Origin of the sequence: Hymenobacter polaris (assembly GCF_012927305.1) — a bacterium.
Taxonomy (GTDB): Bacteria; Bacteroidota; Bacteroidia; order Cytophagales; family Hymenobacteraceae; genus Hymenobacter; species Hymenobacter polaris.
This window is the reverse complement of the sequence record NZ_JABBGH010000002.1, coordinates 209,560-229,059: the sequence shown is the minus strand read 5'-3', so window position 1 is coordinate 229,059 and position 19,500 is coordinate 209,560. Positions and strand designations below refer to the sequence as shown.

The 19,500-nt window shown below is 63.7% G+C and carries 18 protein-coding genes, 2 tRNA genes and 1 riboswitch; of the genes, 15 read left to right on the top strand and 5 right to left on the bottom strand.

Annotation, left to right across the window (positions count from 1 at the left end; all coding sequences use genetic code 11):
- Window positions 1-58: 58 nt before the first annotated feature.
- From HHL22_RS11395 to HHL22_RS11380, 4 genes are all read left to right on the top strand, one after another.
- Complete coding sequence (locus tag HHL22_RS11395) at window positions 59-1,507, top strand: hypothetical protein (protein ID WP_169531369.1); 1,449 nt, start codon at window positions 59-61, stop codon at window positions 1,505-1,507.
- A gap of 137 nt (window positions 1,508-1,644) precedes the next feature.
- On the top strand, window positions 1,645-2,331 hold the full coding sequence (locus tag HHL22_RS11390; RefSeq protein ID WP_169531367.1) for an OmpA family protein: 687 nt from the start codon (window positions 1,645-1,647) through the stop codon (window positions 2,329-2,331).
- A 13-nt stretch (window positions 2,332-2,344) separates the two neighbouring features.
- Window positions 2,345-2,791 (top strand): SRPBCC family protein, encoded by a 447-nt coding sequence (locus HHL22_RS11385; protein ID WP_169531365.1) that lies wholly within the window; start codon window positions 2,345-2,347, stop codon window positions 2,789-2,791.
- A gap of 126 nt (window positions 2,792-2,917) precedes the next feature.
- Window positions 2,918-4,129, top strand: a complete 1,212-nt coding sequence (locus tag HHL22_RS11380) for a class I SAM-dependent rRNA methyltransferase (RefSeq protein WP_169531363.1) — start codon at window positions 2,918-2,920, stop codon at window positions 4,127-4,129.
- A gap of 67 nt (window positions 4,130-4,196) precedes the next feature.
- On the opposite strand, the gene HHL22_RS11375 is transcribed toward HHL22_RS11380, so the two are convergent.
- Window positions 4,197-4,601, bottom strand: a complete 405-nt coding sequence (locus HHL22_RS11375) for an acyl-CoA thioesterase (protein WP_169531361.1) — start codon at window positions 4,599-4,601, stop codon at window positions 4,197-4,199.
- Between the two features lie 158 nt (window positions 4,602-4,759).
- Window positions 4,760-4,962, bottom strand: a riboswitch (cobalamin riboswitch).
- A gap of 110 nt (window positions 4,963-5,072) precedes the next feature.
- Here HHL22_RS11375 and crtD point away from each other — a divergent pair.
- The 4 genes from crtD to HHL22_RS11355 all read left to right on the top strand — a co-directional run bounded on the left by crtD (window position 5,073) and on the right by HHL22_RS11355 (window position 8,738).
- Window positions 5,073-6,581, top strand: a complete 1,509-nt coding sequence (crtD, locus tag HHL22_RS11370; RefSeq protein ID WP_317172649.1) for a 1-hydroxycarotenoid 3,4-desaturase CrtD — start codon at window positions 5,073-5,075, stop codon at window positions 6,579-6,581.
- 87 nt (window positions 6,582-6,668) lie between these two features.
- A complete protein-coding gene (locus tag HHL22_RS11365; protein WP_169531360.1) occupies window positions 6,669-7,367 on the top strand; it encodes a carotenoid biosynthesis protein in 699 nt (232 codons plus the stop codon).
- Between the two features lie 52 nt (window positions 7,368-7,419).
- Window positions 7,420-8,034, top strand: a complete 615-nt coding sequence (locus HHL22_RS11360; protein WP_169531358.1) for a hypothetical protein — start codon at window positions 7,420-7,422, stop codon at window positions 8,032-8,034.
- A gap of 110 nt (window positions 8,035-8,144) precedes the next feature.
- The gene (locus tag HHL22_RS11355) at window positions 8,145-8,738 is read left to right on the top strand and encodes an arylesterase (RefSeq protein WP_169531356.1); all 594 of its coding nucleotides are present in this window, start codon (window positions 8,145-8,147) and stop codon (window positions 8,736-8,738) included.
- A gap of 9 nt (window positions 8,739-8,747) precedes the next feature.
- On the opposite strand, the gene HHL22_RS11350 is transcribed toward HHL22_RS11355, so the two are convergent.
- From HHL22_RS11350 to HHL22_RS11340, 3 genes are all read right to left on the bottom strand, one after another.
- Window positions 8,748-9,743 carry an ABC transporter ATP-binding protein gene (locus HHL22_RS11350; RefSeq protein WP_169531354.1) on the bottom strand — a complete coding sequence of 332 codons (996 nt, stop codon included), beginning with the start codon at window positions 9,741-9,743 and terminating at the stop codon, window positions 8,748-8,750.
- A 406-nt stretch (window positions 9,744-10,149) separates the two neighbouring features.
- Window positions 10,150-10,232: transfer RNA gene (locus tag HHL22_RS11345), tRNA-Leu, on the bottom strand.
- Window positions 10,233-10,693: 461 nt separating this feature from the next.
- A tRNA-Gly gene (locus HHL22_RS11340) sits at window positions 10,694-10,769 on the bottom strand.
- 257 nt (window positions 10,770-11,026) lie between these two features.
- Between HHL22_RS11340 and HHL22_RS11335 the strand changes: the two genes are divergently transcribed.
- The 3 genes from HHL22_RS11335 to HHL22_RS11325 all read left to right on the top strand — a co-directional run bounded on the left by HHL22_RS11335 (window position 11,027) and on the right by HHL22_RS11325 (window position 12,865).
- Window positions 11,027-11,590: a fasciclin domain-containing protein gene (locus HHL22_RS11335; protein ID WP_169531352.1), complete on the top strand. Its 564-nt coding sequence runs from the start codon at window positions 11,027-11,029 to the stop codon at window positions 11,588-11,590.
- Window positions 11,591-11,819: 229 nt separating this feature from the next.
- Window positions 11,820-12,368 (top strand): hypothetical protein, encoded by a 549-nt coding sequence (locus tag HHL22_RS11330; RefSeq protein WP_169531350.1) that lies wholly within the window; start codon window positions 11,820-11,822, stop codon window positions 12,366-12,368.
- 56 nt (window positions 12,369-12,424) lie between these two features.
- Complete coding sequence (locus tag HHL22_RS11325) at window positions 12,425-12,865, top strand: putative signal transducing protein (protein WP_169531348.1); 441 nt, start codon at window positions 12,425-12,427, stop codon at window positions 12,863-12,865.
- 3 nt (window positions 12,866-12,868) lie between these two features.
- Here HHL22_RS11325 and HHL22_RS11320 read toward each other — a convergent pair whose 3' ends face one another.
- The gene (locus HHL22_RS11320; protein WP_169531347.1) at window positions 12,869-14,383 is read right to left on the bottom strand and encodes an alpha/beta hydrolase family protein; all 1,515 of its coding nucleotides are present in this window, start codon (window positions 14,381-14,383) and stop codon (window positions 12,869-12,871) included.
- A 145-nt stretch (window positions 14,384-14,528) separates the two neighbouring features.
- Here HHL22_RS11320 and HHL22_RS11315 point away from each other — a divergent pair, with 145 nt between their 5' ends.
- The 4 genes from HHL22_RS11315 (at window position 14,529) to HHL22_RS11300 (ending at window position 19,488) form a co-directional block, all read left to right on the top strand.
- Window positions 14,529-15,431: an SDR family oxidoreductase gene (locus HHL22_RS11315; RefSeq protein ID WP_169531346.1), complete on the top strand. Its 903-nt coding sequence runs from the start codon at window positions 14,529-14,531 to the stop codon at window positions 15,429-15,431.
- A 249-nt stretch (window positions 15,432-15,680) separates the two neighbouring features.
- Window positions 15,681-16,250: a gluconate 2-dehydrogenase subunit 3 family protein gene (locus tag HHL22_RS11310; protein ID WP_169531345.1), complete on the top strand. Its 570-nt coding sequence runs from the start codon at window positions 15,681-15,683 to the stop codon at window positions 16,248-16,250.
- A gap of 88 nt (window positions 16,251-16,338) precedes the next feature.
- The gene (locus HHL22_RS11305) at window positions 16,339-18,021 is read left to right on the top strand and encodes a GMC family oxidoreductase (RefSeq protein ID WP_169531344.1); all 1,683 of its coding nucleotides are present in this window, start codon (window positions 16,339-16,341) and stop codon (window positions 18,019-18,021) included.
- Window positions 18,022-18,153: 132 nt separating this feature from the next.
- Complete coding sequence (locus HHL22_RS11300) at window positions 18,154-19,488, top strand: family 1 glycosylhydrolase (RefSeq protein WP_169531343.1); 1,335 nt, start codon at window positions 18,154-18,156, stop codon at window positions 19,486-19,488.
- Window positions 19,489-19,500 lie beyond the last annotated feature (12 nt).

The window sequence follows — 19,500 nt, the reverse complement described above, 5'->3', positions numbered from 1 at the left end:
GTAGAGATGCTTCGGCAGGCTCAGCATGACGTTCTTTTGTACTACTCTCTGTGCATCCATGACCCTCCAACTCCTCGAAATCGTCCTTATTCTGGCCCTGGTGGGCTGGCAGCTGTTCGTGTTCTGGGGCAACCGCCAACTCATCGAGCGGGTGGGCAGCATGTATCCGCCGGTGGCCCGCCTAGGGGTGAGCCCCGCCTACACGCCCGACGGCGCCAGCTACGACGCCCTGACGGTGGGCGGCGCCAGCCCCGAGTTTGGGCGCGTGGTGGCCGACACCAACGACTACCTGCAAGCCAACAAGGGCGCGGCGGCCGACTTCAACACCCTGCGCGACATTTCGGAGCGCGAGGCCACGCTGCTCGACGAGGAGATTCAGGCCCAGCTCTCGACTCCCCTGTACCTAGGGCTGCTGGGCACGTTTCTAGGAGCCATTATCGGGCTGCTGGCGCTAGTAAACCCACTCAGCAGTGCGGGCACCAGCTTCGGCAACGCCGACGTGACGCACTTTCTGGGTGGCGTGCTCATTGCCATGGGCGGCAGTTTTATGGGCCTGCTGCTGACCCTAGGGGGCAACCAGCTGCTAAAAGGGGCCCGGGCCCGCCGCGACCGCCTCAAGAACGACTACTACAGCTTCTTGCAGCGGGCCCTGCTGCCGCGCCTCAACTCGGACATGCAGCAGAGCATGAGCAACTTGAAGAGCGTGCTCGACACGTTCAATCAGGATTTCTTCGCCAAGATTCAGCAAGATTTCTTTGCCAAGGTGGCCGAGTTTACGCCGCTTATCGGGCGCATTACCGAGAATATCAGCATCCAAAAAGACTTCCTGGAGAAGCTACAAACCATCGGCTACACCGAGCTAGCCAACGCCACCATCAAGGTATTTGACCGGGTGGACGAGAGTGCGGCTTCGTTTGAGAAGTTCCTAGGGTACCAGCAGGCGCTGAACGTGAGCGTGCAGCAGGGCGCCGACACGGCCCGCACCGTCACGGCCCTGCTCGACCGGCTAGGCAGCCTCGAAAAATCGTTGAACCTGGTACCGCAGTATTTGCAGGAGCACGACGCCCGCATTCGGGAGCAGGCGCAGTTTTTTGGGCAGCACCAGGCCATCTTGGCCAAGATGAGCCAGGGCGTAAACCAGGCCCTGAGCGAGGACGCCGCCCAAATGAACCAGGTGCTGACCCGCCGCCGCGAGGAGTTTGAGGCCCAGGCCCAGGCGGCCCACGCGCAGTGGGGCGCCTACTTCCGCCAACTCAACCAGGATAACATCTACCAGAAAATCACCGAGTACCTGAATCCGTTTCAGCAGCTACCCGCCCAGCAGCGGGCCCTCAACCAACTGCAGGAAGAGCAGGCCCGCCGTAGCGCCCAGGCCCTGGCCGCCCTGCAGCAGCCCCTAGAGCAAAACCGCCAGATACAGGAGCAGCTGCTGCGCCAAACCGACCGCACCAACGCCCTGCTGGAGAAGCTGACGCAGCGCAACTGGCTGCAACGCCTGGTGGGGTAGAAAGATACTAGTTAACGTAACATAAAAGGCGGTCATGCTGAGCTTGCCGAAGCATCTCTACCGAACGAGACCCTAGGCAGCGTGATAGAGATGCTTCGGCAAGCTCAGCATGACCGCCTTATTGCCTAGACGCTCCCATGAACCAAAGCCGCCGCGACTTCTTCTGGCCCAGCTACGTCGATTTGATGACGGCGCTGTTCCTCATCATGCTGGTGCTGTTCGTGCTGAGCTACAAGCTGTTCCACGACAAGCAGACGGACCTGGAATCGGCCAACGCCCAGCTGAAGGTGCAGCTACGCGAGAAGCGCAAGATTGACGAGATAAAGGAGGCCCTGAAGCGGCTCGACAACTCGCGCTACTTCACTTACAACCAGACGTTTAAGCGTTACGAGCTGAATTTCGACGTGCTATTTCAGCCCGGCCGCTACGACTTGCCGCCCGCCGCCCAGCAGCCGCTGGTGCAGGCCGGCCGCTTCCTGCTCAATCAGATGCAGAGCCTGCGCAACGACGGCATTCAGTACCTGGTCATCATTGAGGGGCGGGCGGCCATGAACCCCAATTTTGCGCTCACCGCGCCCCAAAACGCTGATTTGCAGGCCGTGCGCGAGCTGAGCTACAACCGCGCCCTGGCCGTGGTGTACCTGTGGCAGCAGGCGGGCTTGCAGTTTCCTAAAAACATTGAGGTGCTGCCCGCCGGCAGTGGCTACCGCGGCGCCGGCCGCTACGGCGGCTACCAGCAGGAGCAGCTCAACAAGCGCTTCATCATCCAGATTCAACCCAAGATTGGCTCGCTCGACAGCGCGCCGGCCCCTAGGGCCCGCTAGCCGTATAGGGGCCATGCACTTGCTTCTTCGCTTTCCGGTGGGCCAGCCGCCGGCCCAGGTAGCAGCGGGCTTCACCCAGGCGCTGTTCGAGGCCCTGGCCCCGCCCTTCCCCAAGTCTCGGTTGCTGCGCTACGACGGCAACCGCACCGGCGACACGGTGGCCATTGAGCTGCGCCTGGGCCCGAAGCGCTGGCGCTGGGTGTCGCGCATCACCGACGACGGCGTGCTGCCCGACGGTACCCACTACTTCGTGGACGAGGGCCAGGAGCTGCCCGCGCCGCTACGCCAGTGGCGCCACCGCCACCTCATCGAGCCAGGGGGGCCTAGGGGCGGCAGCGTCATCGTGGAGGACATCACCTTCAGCACCGGCCGCGCCTGGCTCGACTACCTCATTTACCCCGCCATGTGGGGGCAGTTCCGGCTGCGCGGCCCGGTGTACAAGAGGGTGTTTAATACTTAGTGCTGAGCAAGTAGCAGGCAGTAGGTGCTTACCGACCACTGGCACGTTGGCATTCCGCGCAGCCTTGCGGTGCGACCTTTGCGGCTTCGACCGCCATTACGCACTACTCGTTAAGCACTAAAAGCTATGCCCGCTACCGTCGTTCTCAAGCCCGGCAAAGACCAGTCGCCCCGCCGCCGCCACCCCTGGGTATTTTCGGGCGCCATTGCCCGCCTGCTGGGCGAGGCCCGCGAGGGCGAGGCTGTGCGCGTAGAGGCCGCCGGCGGCGAGCTGCTGGGCACCGGGCATTTCTCGCCGGGCGGCTCCATCGCGGTGCGCTTGTTCGACTTCGGGCCCGCGGCCCAGCTGCCCAGCCCCGCCTTTTGGGAAGCGCGCCTGCGCAACGCCTACCAGCTGCGCCAGCGCCTAGGGCTAGCCAGCGGCCCTAGCCCCGCCGCCCCCACCAACGTGTACCGCCTGGCGCACGGCGAGGGCGACGGCCTGCCCGGCCTCATCGTGGACGTGTACGGCGACGTGGCCGTTATTCAGGCCCACAGCCCCGGCATGTACTACGCCCGCCACGAGCTAGCGGCGGCCATTAAAGCCGTACTGGGCGACGACGTGCGGGCCATTTACGACAAGAGCGCCGAAACCGTGCCCGCCCAGGCGGCGCCCGACGCCCGCAACGGCTACCTGCTGGGCGAGGCCAGCGGCCACGAGCACCTGGTGCACGAAAACGGCCACCAGTTTGCCGTGGATTGGGAAACGGGCCAGAAAACGGGCTTCTTCATCGACCAGCGCGACAACCGCGAGCTGCTGGCCCGCTACGCGCCCGGCCGCCGGGTGCTCAACACCTTTTGCTACACGGGCGGCTTCTCGGTGTACGCGCTGGCGGCCGGCGCCGCGCTGGTGCACTCCGTGGATGCCAGCAAGCGCGCCATCGAGCTGACCGAGCGCAACGTGGAGCTGAGCGGCTACCAGGCCCGCCACGAGGCATTTGCGCAAGACGTGCAGCACTTCTTCAAAAACCCGGCGAGCGAGCAGCCCTACGACCTCATTATTCTGGACCCACCGGCCTACGCCAAGCACCTGAGCGCCCGCCACAACGCCCTGATGGGCTACAAGCGCCTCAACCTGGCCGGCCTGCGCCACCTGGCGCCGGGCGGGCTGCTGTTCACCTTCTCGTGCTCGCAAGTGGTTAGCCCCGAGCTGTTTGAAGGCGCCGTGCTGGCCGCCGCCATCGAGGCCGGGCGGCCGGCGCGCATCCTGCACCGCCTCACCCAGCCCGCCGACCACCCCGTGAGCCTCTTCCACCCCGAGGGCGCCTACCTCAAGGGCCTGGTGCTGGCCGTGGAGTAAGCTGTCAATAACCAGTAAAGAACGTCATGCTTCCTGCGTCAGCACGACGTTCTTTCTGCTCTTACGTTTACCCCGCGGCGGCCACCGGCCGAATGGGCGTGGGCCGGCGCTGGTCGTCTACGGCCACGAATGTGAACGAGCCCGTTACGGCCAGCAGGCGGTCCTCCGAGTACATCTGCTCCACAAATAATTCGACGCGCACTTGCAGGCTGGTAGTGCCTACCCGCACCACGTTGCCAATCAGCTCGACCAGCGTACCTCCCGGAATGGGGTGGGTGAAATCGACTTTGTCGGAAGATACCGTTACCATTTTCAGGCGCGAAAAACGCGTGGCCGTGATGAAGGCCACTTCGTCCATCATGTGCAGCGTGGCGCCGCCAAACAGCGTATCGTAGTGGTTGACCGTGTTCGGAAAAACGGCTTTGAAGATGCGCGTTTCGGCGCGGGCAATCTGGTCGGCGAGGGCTAGCATGGGTAGCAGTTGAGGGGTAATGGCCCAGCGCCCGACTCACCTCCTGCCCACCCTAACTCCTTCATATAGGCCCAGCTACGCCCCGGCCAGCCGCTGCGCCGGGCAGCCGCTGGCCGCCGGCGTGCCAAACCTGATGCGGAGCCTCAAAGCGCGGAGGAAGCATCAAATGGCGGCCGGCAGGTCTCCTGACTCTGTGCCGGCCGGCCGCCCTTCCTTCTCAGCCGGCCCTAGGGCTAGCCAATGGAAAACTAGGGGGCGGAGGCCGCAATGGCACTTACAGTAGCGCGTCTGTGCGGGAGTTTCACCCGCTTCCCTTTTCATTCTGGCCCGAGGGCCAAAAACCGTCCGCTGGTTGATTGTTGAAATCGAAGCAGCTGTAAACCGCCCCGAAGGTAGGGCGCGGCGGCCGCCGGGCGGTATTTTCGTCCGGGCCGGGCAACTTCTACCCCGGCCCCAACGGTTATCAGCCCAGTGTTTACGACAAAACAAAAAAGCCCAACCCCGCGGCAGCCCGTGGCCATTATTGGGGCCGGCGTGGCGGGGCTGGCGGCGGCGGTGCGGCTGGCCGTGGCCGGGCACCCGGTTACGGTGTTCGAGGCCGCCGCTTCGTTTGGGGGCAAGATGCACGAGTTCAGCCTAGGGGGGCCGGCCGGCGCCTACCGCTTCGACGCGGGCCCCTCGCTGTTCACGCTGCCGCAGCTGGTGGACGATATTTTTCGGCTGGCTCACCGCGAACCCACCGATTACTTCCGCTACGAGCGCCTCGACCCCATCACCCAGTACTTCTTTGCCGATGGCACCCGCCTCACGGCCTGGGCCGACGCCCCGCGCTTCGCGGCCGAGGTAGAAGCCAAGCTGGGCGTGCCGGCCCCGGAAGTCGAGCAGTTTCTAACTCGCAGCGGGCGCGCCTACGACGCCACGGCGGGCACCTTCCTGCACAAGTCGCTGCACCGGCCCGGCACCTACCTGCGCGCCGAAACCCTGAAGGCCGTGGCCGCCCTGCCCTCCCTAGGGCTGGCCAGCACCATGCACGCGCGCCACCAAAAAGCCTTCGGGCAGGATGCGCGCCTGGTGCAGCTCTTCGACCGCTACGCCACCTACAACGGCTCGGACCCCTACCAGGCGCCGGCCACACTCTCGCTTATTCCGCACCTCGAGCACGGCATCGGCGCCTTCTACCCCGAGGGCGGCATCTACGCCATTGCCAGCAGCCTGCACCGCCTGGCCGAGGAGTTTGGGGTGAAGTTCCGCTTCAACGAGCCCGTGCGCGAGATTATCGCGGCCGGCGGGCACATCACGGCCGTGCGCACCGACCACGACGTATACGATTTTGGGCTGGTAGTGAGCAACATGGACGTGGTGCCCACCTACCGCCGCCTGCTGCCCAGCCACCCCGCCCCCGAGCGTACCCTTGCGCAGCCCCGCTCTTCTTCGGCGCTTATTTTTTACTGGGGCATCACCCGCGAGTTTGCCGAGCTGGACGTGCACAACATCTTCTTCTCGCAAGACTATAAAGCCGAGTTCGACGCCATTTTCCAACAGAAAACCCTGGCCGACGACGTGACAGTGTACGTGAACATCACCAGCAAGAAAACGCCCGCCGACGCGCCCCCAGGGCACGAAAACTGGTTTGTGATGGTGAACGTGCCCCACGACCAGGGCCAGGACTGGGCCGCCCTCACGCAGCGCACCCGGCGCGCCGTGCTGGCCCGCCTGCACCGGGCCCTGGGCGTTGATGTAGAACCGCTTATTGCTGCCGAGAAGGTATGGACGCCCCCCCAGATTGCGGCCGACACCTCCTCCCTAGGGGGTGCCCTCTACGGCAGCGCCAGCAACAACGCGCTGGCGGCCTTTTGGCGGCACCCCAACTTTTCGGGCCGCCTCGATGGGCTGTACTTTTGCGGCGGCTCGGTGCATCCGGGCGGCGGCATTCCCTTGTGTTTACTTTCGGCCAAAATCGTGGCCGAGCTAATTGGTTAAGAGTTAATTATGAATTAGAAAATTGTGAATTGACATAATGACTTAGTCAGCAATTCGTAATTTCTAATTCATAATTCAAAGCGAATTATGGAGTTTTCGACTATACCCGCGCCGCCGGCTACCCCCACACGGCTGCGGCTGGCGCAGGGACTGGTGCTGCTGTTTCACCTCACCGGGTTTGTGGGGTTAGCTTTCAGCCACGACCCGGCCTTCTACCTCAGGTTCACGCCCCTCACGCTGCTGCTGACGGCGGGGCTGCTGGCGGCGTTTCAGCCGGGGCGGGGCGTGCTGTTCTGGCTGTTTGCGGTGCAGGTGTTTCTGCTAGGCTTCCTGGCCGAGTTTGTGGGCGTGCACGGCGACATCATTGCGCGCCTGCTGGGGGTGCACGGGCCCATCCTTTTCGGCAGCTACGCCTATGGCCACACCCTAGGCCCGCAGTGGGGCGACGTGCCCTGGCTAATTGGCTTGAACTGGGTGGTAGTGACGTACTTGGCCGGTATGCTGGCCGCCTACCTGCCGGTGCCCAGCTGGGTGCGGGTGTTGGTGGGCGCCGCCCTCATGGTGGGCTTCGATTTGTGCCTGGAGCCGGTAGCCAGCCGCCTCGATTTCTGGCAGTGGGCGGGCAACATTATTCCGCTCAAGAACTTCCGCGACTGGTTTCTGCTTGCGCTCGTCACGCAGCTGCTGTTTGTGCGCGCCGGCTTCGTCAAGCGCAATGCGCTGGTGCCGCTGGTTTATTTGGTGCAGCTGCTATTCTTTTTCGGGTTGGGTTGGCTGCTAGCCTAACCGGGGCCTAGGGCGCACCGTTTGAGTGGTACTCGCACTATCTCTTTTCGTTATGGCCACGGCTACCGCTCCCTTCCTTCCCACCCCGCCCGCGGCTACTATGGTATTGCTACGCCAGCAGGGCGTGGCCGCGCCCAGCGAGACCGACCTGGCCCAGGCCGAAAACCTGCCGGCCGCCGCCTTTGCTGCCCGCTACCCCACCCGCACCGAGCTGCTGCGCCACGCCCTGCAGCTCGACCTGGAGCGCCAGAAGCTCGACCACGTGCGCCTTTACCAAGTGTTTCCATCGGCCGTGGAGCGGCTTTTTGGGCTGATTGGCTACTCCATCACCGACCTGGCCGCTACCAGCCCGCAGTACCTGGCCGACCTGCGCCAGCACGCGCCGGCCTGGGAGCTGTTGCAAGACCACCTGGCGGCTTACTCCTCGCCGCAGTTGCAACAGCTGCTCAACGATGGCATCCGGCAGGGGCTGTTTCGCAGTGACATCAATATTCAGCTGGTCACCATCATCATCGTGCAGCAGCTAGGCATCGTGCTCACGCCCAATATTTTCCCACCGATGGCGTCCTCCGCGGAGATATTTCGGAGCGTTTTTTTGTATTACATCCGGGGCCTGTGCACCGACGAGGGCGCCCGGCAAGCCGCCGGGCACTTTGCCCGCATGTAGGCCCTAGGGGCTGGCTCGGTAGCAAGCCCGCGGCCGCCCCTGCCGTCTAACTTTCTGCTGCTGCCCGGCCGCCAGCTCCCTAGGGGGCCGGTGGGCGGGGCAGCTTTCTTATGCAAAACATTATTTTCTTTGGCGATAGCCTAACGGCCGGCTACGGCCTGCCGGCCGCCGATAGCTTCCCGGCCCGCGTGCAGCACAAGCTCGACGCGGCGGGCCTGCCCTACCGCGCCCTCAACTACGGCGTAAGCGGCGAAACTAGCGCCGGGGGCCGCCAGCGCCTGCCCGCGGTGCTGGCCCGCCAGGCACCCGACGTATTTGTGCTGGCCCTAGGGGCCAACGACGGCCTGCGCGGCGTGCCCCTGCGCGATACTACCGCCAACCTGCGAGCCATCCTACAGGCGGTGCGGCAGCAGTTTCCGGCGGCCCTGCTGGTGCTGGCGGGCCTCGAGTTTCCTTTCGACCTGGGCCCGCTGGGCGTGCCAGCCCTGCGCACTTATGCCCAGGAATTTGGCGGCCTGTTTCGCCAGCTAGCCGCGGCCGAGGGCGTCGCCTTCATTCCGCACCTGCTGGCCGGCGTGCTGGGCCGCCCCGAGCTAAACCTGCCCGACCGCGTGCACCCCAACGCCGCCGGCCAGCAGGTGCTGGCAGCCAACGTATGGGCGGTGCTGGCCCCGCTGCTAGCCCAGCGCCATACGCCCGCCTAGCAGTTCCGGCTACTCGCCGTCGGCTAGCGGCACGGGCCAGCCAGGGGCGGCCAACGCTACCGTGCAGGCAGCTCCTACGGCGAGCGGTGCGCTGGCGGGCACCCGCACTACGCTGGCCGCCAGCTGCACTTCTACTTCATAGTAGCCGCCCTGGTAGCGCACGGCCCGCACCCGCCCTGGCTGGCCGGCGGTCTTAGACCGCGTCAGGCGCAACTGCTCGGGGCGCAGCAGCAGCGCAGTAGCCAGCGCGGCCGTAGCTTGGTCGGGCCGGTCGGGGCCATGCAGCAAGCTAAAATCGCCCAGCAGGCCGCCCACGTAGGCGTTGGCAGGCTGCTGGTACAGCTGCTGAGGCGTGCCGCGCTGCACCACTCGGCCCCGGTGCAGCACCAGCAGCTCGTCGGCCCAGCCTAGGGTGTCGGTGGCATCGTGCGATACCAGCACGCTGGTGATGGCCAACTGGCTGCCCACATCTTCCAGCACCTGCTGCAGTTCGCGCTTGTGGCCCCGGTCTAGGTTCGAGAATGGCTCGTCGAGCAGCAGCAGCCTAGGCGACCCCAGCAGCAGCCGGGCCAAGGCCACGCGCTGCTGCTCGCCGCCGCTCAGCTCGTGGGTTTTGCGCGGCAGCAAGTGGGCTATGCGGCACAGCACCAGCAGGCGCTGGGTTTCGGCGGCTGGGCGCTGGCTGGCATAGCGCAGCACCTGCTCGACCCGCAGAAAGCGCGGCAAATCAGACTTTTGGGACAGGTAGGCTACGCCGGGGTGGCCAGGCACCAGCGCATCGGCGGGCCGCATCACGCGCCGGCCGGCCACGCGCACGTCGCCGGTGCTGGGCTGCACTAGTCCCGCCAGCAGCTGCAGCAGCGTGCTTTTGCCGGCCCCGCTGGCACCTACCACCGCCAGGCGCTGCCCCGCCGCCAGCTCGAAGCTAAGTGGCGCCAGTACCTGCACGCCCTGCTCGGCCAAGCTAAGGTTGGTGACGAGCAAAAGCGGAGCAGCGGAAGTCATGTAGCGGGGAGGTGGCGGGAAGGCAAAAATACTGTTTCCTACACGGGGCCGAGGCTGCTACTCTTGCGTAAGTGCTCGATGCCCTAGGCCGGAGCGGTGCTTACTTCTCCGGCCGCCGGCCACACCAGGTGCTGGCTGGTATTAATTAAATGGGCGCCGAAACTGCTGCCCGTCGCACACGCCAGTCGTGCCCCGTCGAGGCACACGTACACCGGGCACCACCGGCTGCATTTTTTCTACTGCTGCGCACAGTAGATAACTAGGCAGCATAGAAATGGCGAAGTTCCCTTCCTAAACGCCACTCTTCTCATCCAGAAGTACCGATTGGCCTTTACGCAAAAAGCCCGGAAAATCGCTTCTACGACGCGAGAAGCGGTTTTCCGGGTCTTCCGGTTGTCGGCTATTGTACCAGAGACGGGACTCGAACCCGTACGTCCGTGAAGACAAGGGATTTTAAGTCCCTCGTGGCTACCATTACACCACTCTGGCTCAAGCAGTTATTTACTACTACAACCCTATTTTTACCGCAATAGCTTCCGGTCAGCGCGTGGCAGTCGGGGCAAAGTAACTGCAAATTTTCTAATCGGCAGTCGTTATCGATGCCAGCGCAGGGGTGCAATTCCAGCGTAATCGACTGGCTTCGCCATTTGTGCAGGCCACATTCCTCACGGCGCCAGGCTTTCATCTCTTCGTTAAGTAGCCGCTTCTTCAGTTCATAAGCGAAGCTGTAAGCGGAATTTTTGACTACGATTTCCGCCCAACGAGCAGGCGGCTAGGCTCCGTTTTGTATTTGCCACCCGTTGACACCAAGCTGATGCGCTTTAGCACCTGCCGCACCGATAGGCGGGCAGCCACAGCCTGCCGAAACTCGGCGCTAGTGCCTCACCATTTGCATGGAGCGACTATAAAGCCATAAAAACAAAAACGCCACCCTAGGGTGGCGTCTTATTTGGAGCGGGAGACGAGGTTCGAACTCGCGACCTCGACCTTGGCAAGGTCGCGCTCTACCAACTGAGCTACTCTCGCTAAAAGTCAATTCGCTGGTGGGCGGCGAATGATGATGCAAAGGTACGCTTTTTTTACTACTGAGCAAGTAGGCAAGACTATTTCAGTCGGCGGCCGAACGTTTTCAGTTCATTCTCAGGCCAAAAAAATTTGCTGTACTCAGGTTTTTTTACTGACCGCCCAGCTGGCAAGGAGTTTTTTTACAACCGCTAAATCCGCGTCGGGAACCAAGGCCGTAGGTGAGGCATCATTCATCCACTCCCCTTTTTCATTTCCTTATGAAATTCTCTTTTGCTTCGCTGGCGCTGGTAACGCTGCTCGGTACCGCTAGCATCCAGGCTGCCTCGGCCCAAACCATGGAAAAAACCGTGATGGTAGGCGGCGCGGCCATGTACCCCTCCAAGAATATCATCGAGAACGCCGTTAACTCGAAAGACCACACCACGCTGGTAGCCGCCGTGAAAGCCGCGGGCCTGGTAGAAACGCTGTCGGGCCCTGGTCCCTTCACCGTGTTTGCCCCCACCAACGAGGCCTTCAACAAGCTGCCCGCCGGCACGGTAGAAACGCTGGTGAAGCCCGAAAATAAAGAAACCCTTACCAAAATCCTGACCTACCACGTGGTAGCCGGCCGCATGACGGCCGCCGACCTCATGAAGGCCATCAAGGCTGGCGGCGGTAAGGCCATGCTCAAAACCGTGCAGGGCGAAACCCTGACGGCCATGATGAAAGGCAAGAAAATTGAACTGAAGGACGAGAAAGGCGGCATCGCTACGGTAACCATCCCCGACGTAATGCAAAGCAACGGCGTGATTCACGTTATCGACAAAGTGCTGATGCCCTAGTGCCCTGGCCTAACCGCCCCTTTTGTCAGCCCGCCGACCTATTCCTGGTCGGCGGGCTTTTGCGTGTTGAGGGGCCTAGGGCCCGGCCCCATTGGTAGCATCGCGGCGCCAAGTAGCGGCCAGCGCCGTAGCTATGAGGCCACCCAGCCAACCCGGCCCTAGGGCAGCCACCCCAGCCAGGCGGCGGGGCTTGGAGCTACGAGCGTAGCGGCGGCCGTAGTTTGGCGGTATGAAAGCCTTTTATAGCTGGGCAGCCCTAGGCGCAGCCGGCCTGGCGCTGCTGCTGACGGCCTGCGACTCGACGCCGCGCGAGCGCCAGGCCGTGGCGCGCCAGGAGCTAGCCAAGCTCGACACAGCGGCCCGCAACGGCGGCCGCACCTTGCACCGCCTAGGCCGCCAAGCAGTGGCCTACGATGCAGCCAACCGCGCCCGGCGCGCCACGCCCCTAAGCCCACGCGAGCAGCGGATTATGGACCAGCAGCTGCTGGGCGGCTACGCCGACCACATCGGCGAGCTAACGGTGCAGACTATCGCGGGGGCCTACGGCGAGCTGCTGCGGGCCACGCGGGTGCGCCAAGGCGGCTGGCAGCTGCGCGACTGGGACTACGCCCAGAACACCTACCAGCGCCTCAACCAGCAACTGGCGCGCATCCGGCTGGATTTGCCGGCGCGCAGCGAGGTGCGCATTCGGGCCTGGCAGGCCGAATTTGTGGCGCTGCGGGCCAGGCGCACGGCCAAAGATTTGCAGACGGCTACCAAGCAGGATAAGAATGATTAGCTGGCGCGGCGCGTTAGGCTTCTACGTAGCCGGCAGTTAGCACCGGCTTTTTACGCATGGCTTCGGCAACCGAAAATATTATTGTGCTCGGCACTTACTACGAGCCCGTGGCGGCGCACCTGGCGCGCACCCAGCTAGAGGCGGCCGGCATCGCGTGCTTTTTAAGCAACGAGAACCTGGTGTCGCTCAACCGCATGTATAGCCCGGTGGCGGGCGGAGTGCGCCTGCACGTGTACGCCCGCGACGCACCTCGGGCTGCCGAGGTACTGCGCGAGCTGCCCCACATGCACGCCGAGCGCGGTGGGCTGGCGGCCGCCCCCGCAGCCGGGGTGGCCCTCACGTGCCCGCGCTGCGGCTCGGCCGAGGTGGGGCGCGACGAGGAAGCGGCCCAGGCTGGCACGGGCAGTTGGTGGGCGGGCCTGCGCACTTGGCTGCGGCGCAACCAGCTGCTGGCTACCGGTGCCAACCACTGCTTCGGCTGCGGCCTCAACTTTTAGAACCTAGCCTTTGGGCGCCGCGCTGGGCCTAGAAGCCAGGCTCCGCCGCTTGGTGGCGGCGCTTGCCTTAGTTTTAGGGGCCGCCGCTGGGGGGCGGCGCACGGTTACGGGCAGGGGGGCGTGGGCGGGCTTAGTGTGGGCCTGCAGCCAGGTACGCAGGTACTCGAGGCCTTCGGGCGAAAACGCCGCCTGGCGCTCGCCGGCCACAATAGGCCATTGAGCGGGGTCGCCCTGAAACCAGTGATTGACGCCCGCCAGCTTGTGGGCTTCGACGCCGTAGGGGGTCTGGCGCAGGCCTTTTTGCAGCACGTTCAGGTTGCGGCTGGCGGCTACTTGCAAGTCGGCGGCGCCGCTGAGCAGCAGCACCGGGCAGCGCACGGCCGCCAGGCGGGCGGCGGGGTCAAAGTCGAGGAAGAAGCGCGACCAGGGCGAGGTGATTTGCGCGGCGCGGGCGCGGGCCATGGGCTCGTCGAGGGCGGTGTTACTGCTGCGCAGCAGGGCTATCACCTTGGTGCGGGCGGCGGCCTGGTTAGGAGTTTGGCGCACGGCGTCGATAATGCGGTCGTAGAGCTGCTGGGCGGCTTTTACCTGGCTGCCATCGGCCCCAATAAGGCGCATAATCTCGCCCTGCTGGCGGCGTAGCACCTCGCGGCCGGGCTGGCCGTAGCCGGCCAGTGATACGACAAAGGCGGGCTCGGTACCGGGGTCGGCGGCGGCCAGTAGGGCCACGTTGGCGCCTTCGCCGTGGCCGAGCAGGCCAATTTGGTTGGCGGCAATGAGCGGGCGGCTGCGTAAGAAGCCCATCGCGGCCTGAGCGTCGGTTACGAGGTCGGCGGTGGTGGCGCGCTGGTAGTCGCCGCCGCTCTTGCCCACGCCGCGGTCGTCGAAGCGCAGCACCGCGATGCCGCGCCGCGTCAGGTAGTCGGCCAGGATGCCAAACAGGTGGTAGCCCTGCAGGTCGGCGTCGCGGTCCTGCGGGCCCGAGTCGGACAGCAGCACGACGGCCGGGAAGGGCCCCTCGCCGGCGGGCACGGTGAGCGTGCCCGCCAGCTTAAACTTGCCCTCCGAGTTGAAGAATGTTACGTCGGACTCGCGGTAGGGCGGGGTGAGGCGCATTTGGCGGGCGGCCTGGGCGGCGGCCGGCGCGGCGCTTTTCTCTAGCACCAGCGGGGCACTTAGGCCCGGCTGCTGCCAGGTGCCTTCCAGCCGGGCACCACCGGCCAGCACCTTGCCCACGAAGCGGCTGCCGGCCTGCTCGATGCCAAGGGTGATGTTGTCATCTTTTAGGGTGACTTCGATGGGCATGCGGGCAATGCGCTGCTGCGGCACATCGAGGGCCCCGTAGTAGGTGCCGTTGCTGAGCGGCACGATGGTGATGCTGAGCGAAAGCGCGCCGCCCGGCACTTTCAGCGGGCCCTGCCACTGGCCGTTGAGGCGCAAAGCGTCGGGCGCCTGCGCCGAGCTGGAGCGGGCGTTAAATAGGAGGCTGGCAATCAGCAAAAAGTATAATTTCCACATAAAATAGCAAGCGGCTAAGAGCGTAAAATACCGGTGGGATAATACCTCGCAAAATAGTAGCGCGGCACCATAATAGCGCCTTTTGCTAGCCGTGGCCGCCATTTTTACGTAAGCCTTAGCCACCTAAAAATCTCTTTTTTTCGCTATGCCTGCCAAGAAGCCCGCCCCCCCTGCCCCACCCAAGCGCCCCACCGCTAAAGACATGGAGCACCACCGCCAGAAGCTACCCTACCCCGGCAAGCAGGCCGACATGGAGCTGCAGCCCCAAAGCAGCCTGGCCGCCTACCGCGCCGCGGGCAAGCTTGAAGGCAAGGTGGCCCTGATTACGGGCGGCGACTCGGGCATTGGGCGGGCCGTGGCGGTGGCCTTTTGCAAGGAGGGCGCCAACGTGGCCATCCTCTTCAACGAAAACCGCGCGGATGCCGAGCAAACGCAGAAAATGTGCGAAGCCGAGGGCCGCCAGTGCCAGCTGCTGCAGCTCGACGTGCGCGACCGGGAGCAGGCCTTTCAGGCGGTGCGGCTAGTGCGGGCCGAGCTGGGCGGGCTCAATATTCTGGTGAATAATGCGGCTTACCAGATGAGCCAGGAGAAGTTTGAGGATATTCCCGAGGCCCAGATTCGGCGCACGTTCGATACCAACATCCTCGGGTATATCTGGATGGCGCAGGCGGCTATTCCGCACCTGCAGGATGGCGACTGCATCATCAACACGGGCAGCATCGTGGGCATCGTGGGCAACAAGATTCTAGTGGACTATACCTGCAGCAAAGCGGGTATCCACGCCCTTACCAAGTCGCTGGCTATGTACTTAGGTGAGAAAAACATTCGGGTGAACGCCGTGATACCGGGCCCCATCTGGACGCCCAATATTCCGGGCACCATGCCTGACTCCGAAATTCGCAAGTATGGGCACGAGGTGGCGCTGAAGCGCCCCGGCCAGCCCGAGGAGCTAGCACCGGCCTACGTACTGCTGGCTTCGCAGGACGGCTCGTTTATGACCGGGGCGCTGGTGCACGTGACGGGCGGCAAGCTGAGCAGCGACGAGTAGCTTGCGGCGGGGCGCCCCTAGGGCCTGGGGCACTCCTAAAGCCAACCGGATTGTGGACAGCAACCCAGGTTATTTTTTTACGTTTGGTAGCTACAACAAGTCTGCAAGGGTAATGGTTAGCTGGTAGCACTGAGGCAGAACCGCCTACTCGCTAGCCTCGGCAGCGGGCCCGCTGCTCCCCAGGGGGCGGCCGACCGCTGAGCACCAGTTGGTCTAGCTCGTTGCTTCGTTTTCACGTCTTCTTTCCGTATGTCCTTCGAGGAACTGCTGCCAACCGACCACGTGTCGGAGCCTACCCGCGCGGCCCTAAGCCAGCGGCTGGCCGAAACTACCGAGCCCTACGAGCCCCAGTTGTTAGCTCCTGAAACCTTTCGGCTGCTCGAAGCCGTGGCGGCCCGCTTGTTTCCGCAGCCCGACCGGCCGCAGCCCATTCCGCTGGCCCCGGCCGTTGATAAGCGCCTGGCCAAGGGCGGCTCCGACGGCTGGCGCTACGACGCCATGCCGCCCGACCGCGAGGCGTATCGCCTAGGCCTGGGTGGCATCGGGCAAATTGCGCAGGCGCTATTTCAAACTGATTTTGAGGCCCTAGGCCCCGCCCAGCAGGATGAGGTGCTCAAGAGCCTGGCTGGCGGCAACCCGCCCGGCGAGGCGTGGCAGGAGCTGCCGGCCAACCGCTTTTTTGAGGAGATGCTGGCCGAGTTGACTGAAACCTACTATGCCCACCCCTGGGCCCAGGACGAAATTGGCTACACTGGCTACGCCGACCTGCCCCGCTGGGAGCGCATCGGCCTTAACGAAAAAGACCCTAGGGAGCAGTAGTGAATGGGTAAATGAGTGACTGAGCGAATGATTTCGCTTGCTCATGCTGCCCAGTCTTCACCAATCCGCTCATTTACTCATTTATTTTATGCCTGACGAAGAAGTTGCCGAAGAAGGCCTGCTGACGCCCACCGAGCCGGCCGTGCAAGACCCGCTGCTGCGCGAGCTGCTGGCCGAAAACGCCGCGCCCGCCGATACGCCCCAGGAGCAGCCCCAGCCCATAGCCAGCCCCAGCGAGGAGGTTGATTGCGTGGTCATTGGGCTAGGAGCGGGCGGGGCGCCATTGCTGGCTCGCCTGGCCCAGGCCGGGCTACAGGTGGTGGCCCTGGAAGCCGGCCCCTGGCACAACCCCGAAAAAGAATTTGCCACCGACGAGATGGCCCAGAACTTCCTGTTTTGGAACGACGAGCGCCTGAGCGCGGGCCAGGACCCGCTGGCGATGGGCAAAAACAACTCGGGCACCGGCGTGGGTGGCTCGACGCTGCACTACACTGCCTACACTCCTAGGCCCCTGCCCGACGACCTGCACCTGAAGCGCGACTTTGGGGTGGGCGAGGACTGGCCGCTGACCTACGATGACCTGGCGCCGTACTTTGAAGAGGTAGAGCAGTTTTTGGGCGTGTCGGGCCCCACGCCCTACCCTTGGGGCCCCGCCCGGTCCAAGGGTTATGCCCTACCGCCGCTGCCTCTCAATAGCGCCGCCCAGCTGATGGTGCACGGGGCCGAGAAAATTGGCATCAACACCTCGCCAGCGGCCAACGCGGCCCTTTCGGGCCCCTACTACCAGGAGGGCGTGGGCTGGCGCCAGGCTTGCACCAACCGAGGCTTTTGCCAGGCCGGCTGCTCGAACGGCGCCAAGGCCAGTATGGACGTGACGTATATCCCGCTGGCCGTGCGCTACGGGGCTGATATTCGGCCCAATAGCTACGTAACGGAGATTGAGAAGAACGAGCGGGGTGAGGTGTCGGCGGTGGTGTACACCCAAAATGGCCAACCCCACCGCCTGCCCTGCCGCCACCTCTTTATCTGCGCCGGCTCGGTAGAAACCCCTAGGCTGCTGCTGCTCAACGGGCTGGCGCTGAACAGCGGGCAAGTGGGCCGCAACCTGATGGCGCACACCGGCGTGCAGGTCTGGGGTACCTTTCCCGAGGAGGTGCGGCCCAACAAGGGCATTCCGGGCGGGCTTATTTCGCAGGATACGCACCGGCCAAAGGATGCGGATTTTGCGGGCGGCTACCTGCTGCAAAGTATTGGCGTAATGCCAGTTACGTTTGCCGGTCAGGTGGCGCGGGGACGCAAGCTCTGGGGCCAGCCGTTGCGCGACTACATGCGGCAGTTCAACCATATTGCGGGCATCAACATCCTGGGCGACTGCCTGCCGCACGCCAGCAACTACCTGGAACTGAGCGATGAGCTAGATGGCAAGCAGGTGCGCAAGCCGCGCCTTCACTTCACGGCCCAGGAAAACGAGCAGCGCATGAACAAGCATGCCTCCGCTATTATGCGCCGCATTTGGGAGGCTGCCGGAGCTACCGATGTGTGGGACTTCATGCGCTACGCCCACGTGATTGGCACGGCGCGCATGGGCCTGAGCGGCGACGATGCCGTGGTGGACCGCGACGGCCGCGCCTTTGACGTGCCCAACCTCTACATCAGCGACAACTCGACCTTCCCGAGCGCGCTGAGCGTGAATCCTGCGCTCACCATCATGGCGCTGAGCTTGCGCACCGCCGATAAGTTTTTGGAGCGCCAGCGGCGGCGCGATAAGTAGTAGCCTGTCCTTGCGAGCGCAGCGAAGCAATCGCACCAGAACGGGGCCGCCACGATGGCTTTGCGCCATTTAGTTATTGTAGTGCGATTGCTTCGCTGCGCTCGCAAGGACAGTCTCTCATTTTTCCACGCCATGAAATCCTTTCTTTCTGATATAACAGCCAAGTATGGCGACCACGGCTACGAGGGCGACCAGTACGGCGGGGCCGCCGGGCACAACGGCAACGGGCTGCCCACGGGCTTGCCCAACAACTTTATGTTTGCTACGGGCATCGAGTGTAGCTACCCTACTATCGACCACGGCAAAACTCGCCGCGACCAGCTGGCCGAGTGCGACCATTATAACCGCTACAAGGAAGACCTAGGGCTGGTAAAGGAGCTGGGCCTGAAGGTGCTGCGCTACGGCCTGCCGTACTACAAGATTCAGCAGGCGCCGGGCAAGTACGACTGGGAGTTTGCCGATTTGGCCATGGCCGAGATGCAGCGCCTGGGCATCACGCCCATCCTCGACCTGATGCACTTTGGCGTGCCCGACTGGCTAGGCAATTTCCAGAACCCCGAGCTGCCGGTGCACTTTGCTGACTACTGCGAGCAGGTGGCCAAGCGCTACCCCTGGGTGCGGTTCTACACGCCCGTAAACGAGATTTACGTCACGGCCAAGTCGAGCGCCAAGGATGGGGTGTGGAACGAGCAGCTCAAGGATGACAAAGCGTTTGTGACGGCCATGAAGCACACGGTGGCGGCCAGCATCATGGGCACCCAGCAAATTGCCAAGCAGCGGCCGGACTGCGTGATTGTGCAAAGCGAGTCGGCTGAGTTTATGCACGAGCTGCACGCCGAGCACACGCCCGCCGTGCAGATGGAAAACTCGCTCCGTTTTCTGTCGCTCGACCTGCTGTATGCCCATCAGCCCAGCGGCGAGGTACTCAACTATTTGTACGACAACGGTATGACGCGCAAGGAGTACGACTGGTTTATGGCCGGCGAGCCGCCCGGCTACCAGGTGATGGGCAACGACTACTACGGCCGCAACGAGAAAATCATGCTGCCTAACGGGGAAATCTGCACCAGCATGGACGTGCTGGGCTGGTATACCATTACGAGCGATTACTACCGGCGCTACCGCAAGCCCGTGATGCACACCGAAACCAACGTCTTCGACGCCAAGGAGGCCCCCAACTGGCTGTGGAAGCAGTGGACCAACATTCTGCGCATGCGTAAGGATGGGGTGCCGGTGCTGGGCTTCACCTGGTATTCGCTTATCGACCAGGTGGACTGGGACACGGGCCTGGCCAAAAAAAACGGCGTAGCAAACGCCTGCGGCCTCTACGACCTCGACCGCAAGCCCCGCCCCGTAGCCGATGCCTACAGGATGCTACTGCAAGAGTACGGCCAGATTACTATAGTGCCCCACGGCGAGTTGTTCGAGGTAACATCCCGGCCCGCCACGCTAAAGGTGGAGATTTAGCGGGCAATAAAT

What these genes read in the sequence shown, in the direction of transcription:
- HHL22_RS11390 (WP_169531367.1), top strand. Translation starts at nt 1,645, where the DNA reads ATGAACCAAAGCCGCCGCGACTTCTTCTGGCCCAGCTACGTCGATTTG.
- HHL22_RS11365 (WP_169531360.1), top strand. Translation starts at nt 6,669, where the DNA reads ATGGAGTTTTCGACTATACCCGCGCCGCCGGCTACCCCCACACGGCTG.
- HHL22_RS11395 (WP_169531369.1), top strand. Translation starts at nt 59, where the DNA reads ATGACCCTCCAACTCCTCGAAATCGTCCTTATTCTGGCCCTGGTGGGC.
- HHL22_RS11310 (WP_169531345.1), top strand. Translation starts at nt 15,681, where the DNA reads ATGTCCTTCGAGGAACTGCTGCCAACCGACCACGTGTCGGAGCCTACC.
- HHL22_RS11305 (WP_169531344.1), top strand. Translation starts at nt 16,339, where the DNA reads ATGCCTGACGAAGAAGTTGCCGAAGAAGGCCTGCTGACGCCCACCGAG.
- HHL22_RS11300 (WP_169531343.1), top strand. Translation starts at nt 18,154, where the DNA reads ATGAAATCCTTTCTTTCTGATATAACAGCCAAGTATGGCGACCACGGC.
- HHL22_RS11315 (WP_169531346.1), top strand. Translation starts at nt 14,529, where the DNA reads ATGCCTGCCAAGAAGCCCGCCCCCCCTGCCCCACCCAAGCGCCCCACC.
- HHL22_RS11350 (WP_169531354.1), bottom strand. Translation starts at nt 9,743, where the DNA reads ATGACTTCCGCTGCTCCGCTTTTGCTCGTCACCAACCTTAGCTTGGCC.
- HHL22_RS11375 (WP_169531361.1), bottom strand. Translation starts at nt 4,601, where the DNA reads ATGCTAGCCCTCGCCGACCAGATTGCCCGCGCCGAAACGCGCATCTTC.
- HHL22_RS11325 (WP_169531348.1), top strand. Translation starts at nt 12,425, where the DNA reads ATGGCTTCGGCAACCGAAAATATTATTGTGCTCGGCACTTACTACGAG.
- HHL22_RS11330 (WP_169531350.1), top strand. Translation starts at nt 11,820, where the DNA reads ATGAAAGCCTTTTATAGCTGGGCAGCCCTAGGCGCAGCCGGCCTGGCG.
- HHL22_RS11355 (WP_169531356.1), top strand. Translation starts at nt 8,145, where the DNA reads ATGCAAAACATTATTTTCTTTGGCGATAGCCTAACGGCCGGCTACGGC.
- HHL22_RS11335 (WP_169531352.1), top strand. Translation starts at nt 11,027, where the DNA reads ATGAAATTCTCTTTTGCTTCGCTGGCGCTGGTAACGCTGCTCGGTACC.
- HHL22_RS11360 (WP_169531358.1), top strand. Translation starts at nt 7,420, where the DNA reads ATGGCCACGGCTACCGCTCCCTTCCTTCCCACCCCGCCCGCGGCTACT.
- HHL22_RS11320 (WP_169531347.1), bottom strand. Translation starts at nt 14,383, where the DNA reads ATGTGGAAATTATACTTTTTGCTGATTGCCAGCCTCCTATTTAACGCC.
- HHL22_RS11380 (WP_169531363.1), top strand. Translation starts at nt 2,918, where the DNA reads ATGCCCGCTACCGTCGTTCTCAAGCCCGGCAAAGACCAGTCGCCCCGC.
- HHL22_RS11385 (WP_169531365.1), top strand. Translation starts at nt 2,345, where the DNA reads ATGCACTTGCTTCTTCGCTTTCCGGTGGGCCAGCCGCCGGCCCAGGTA.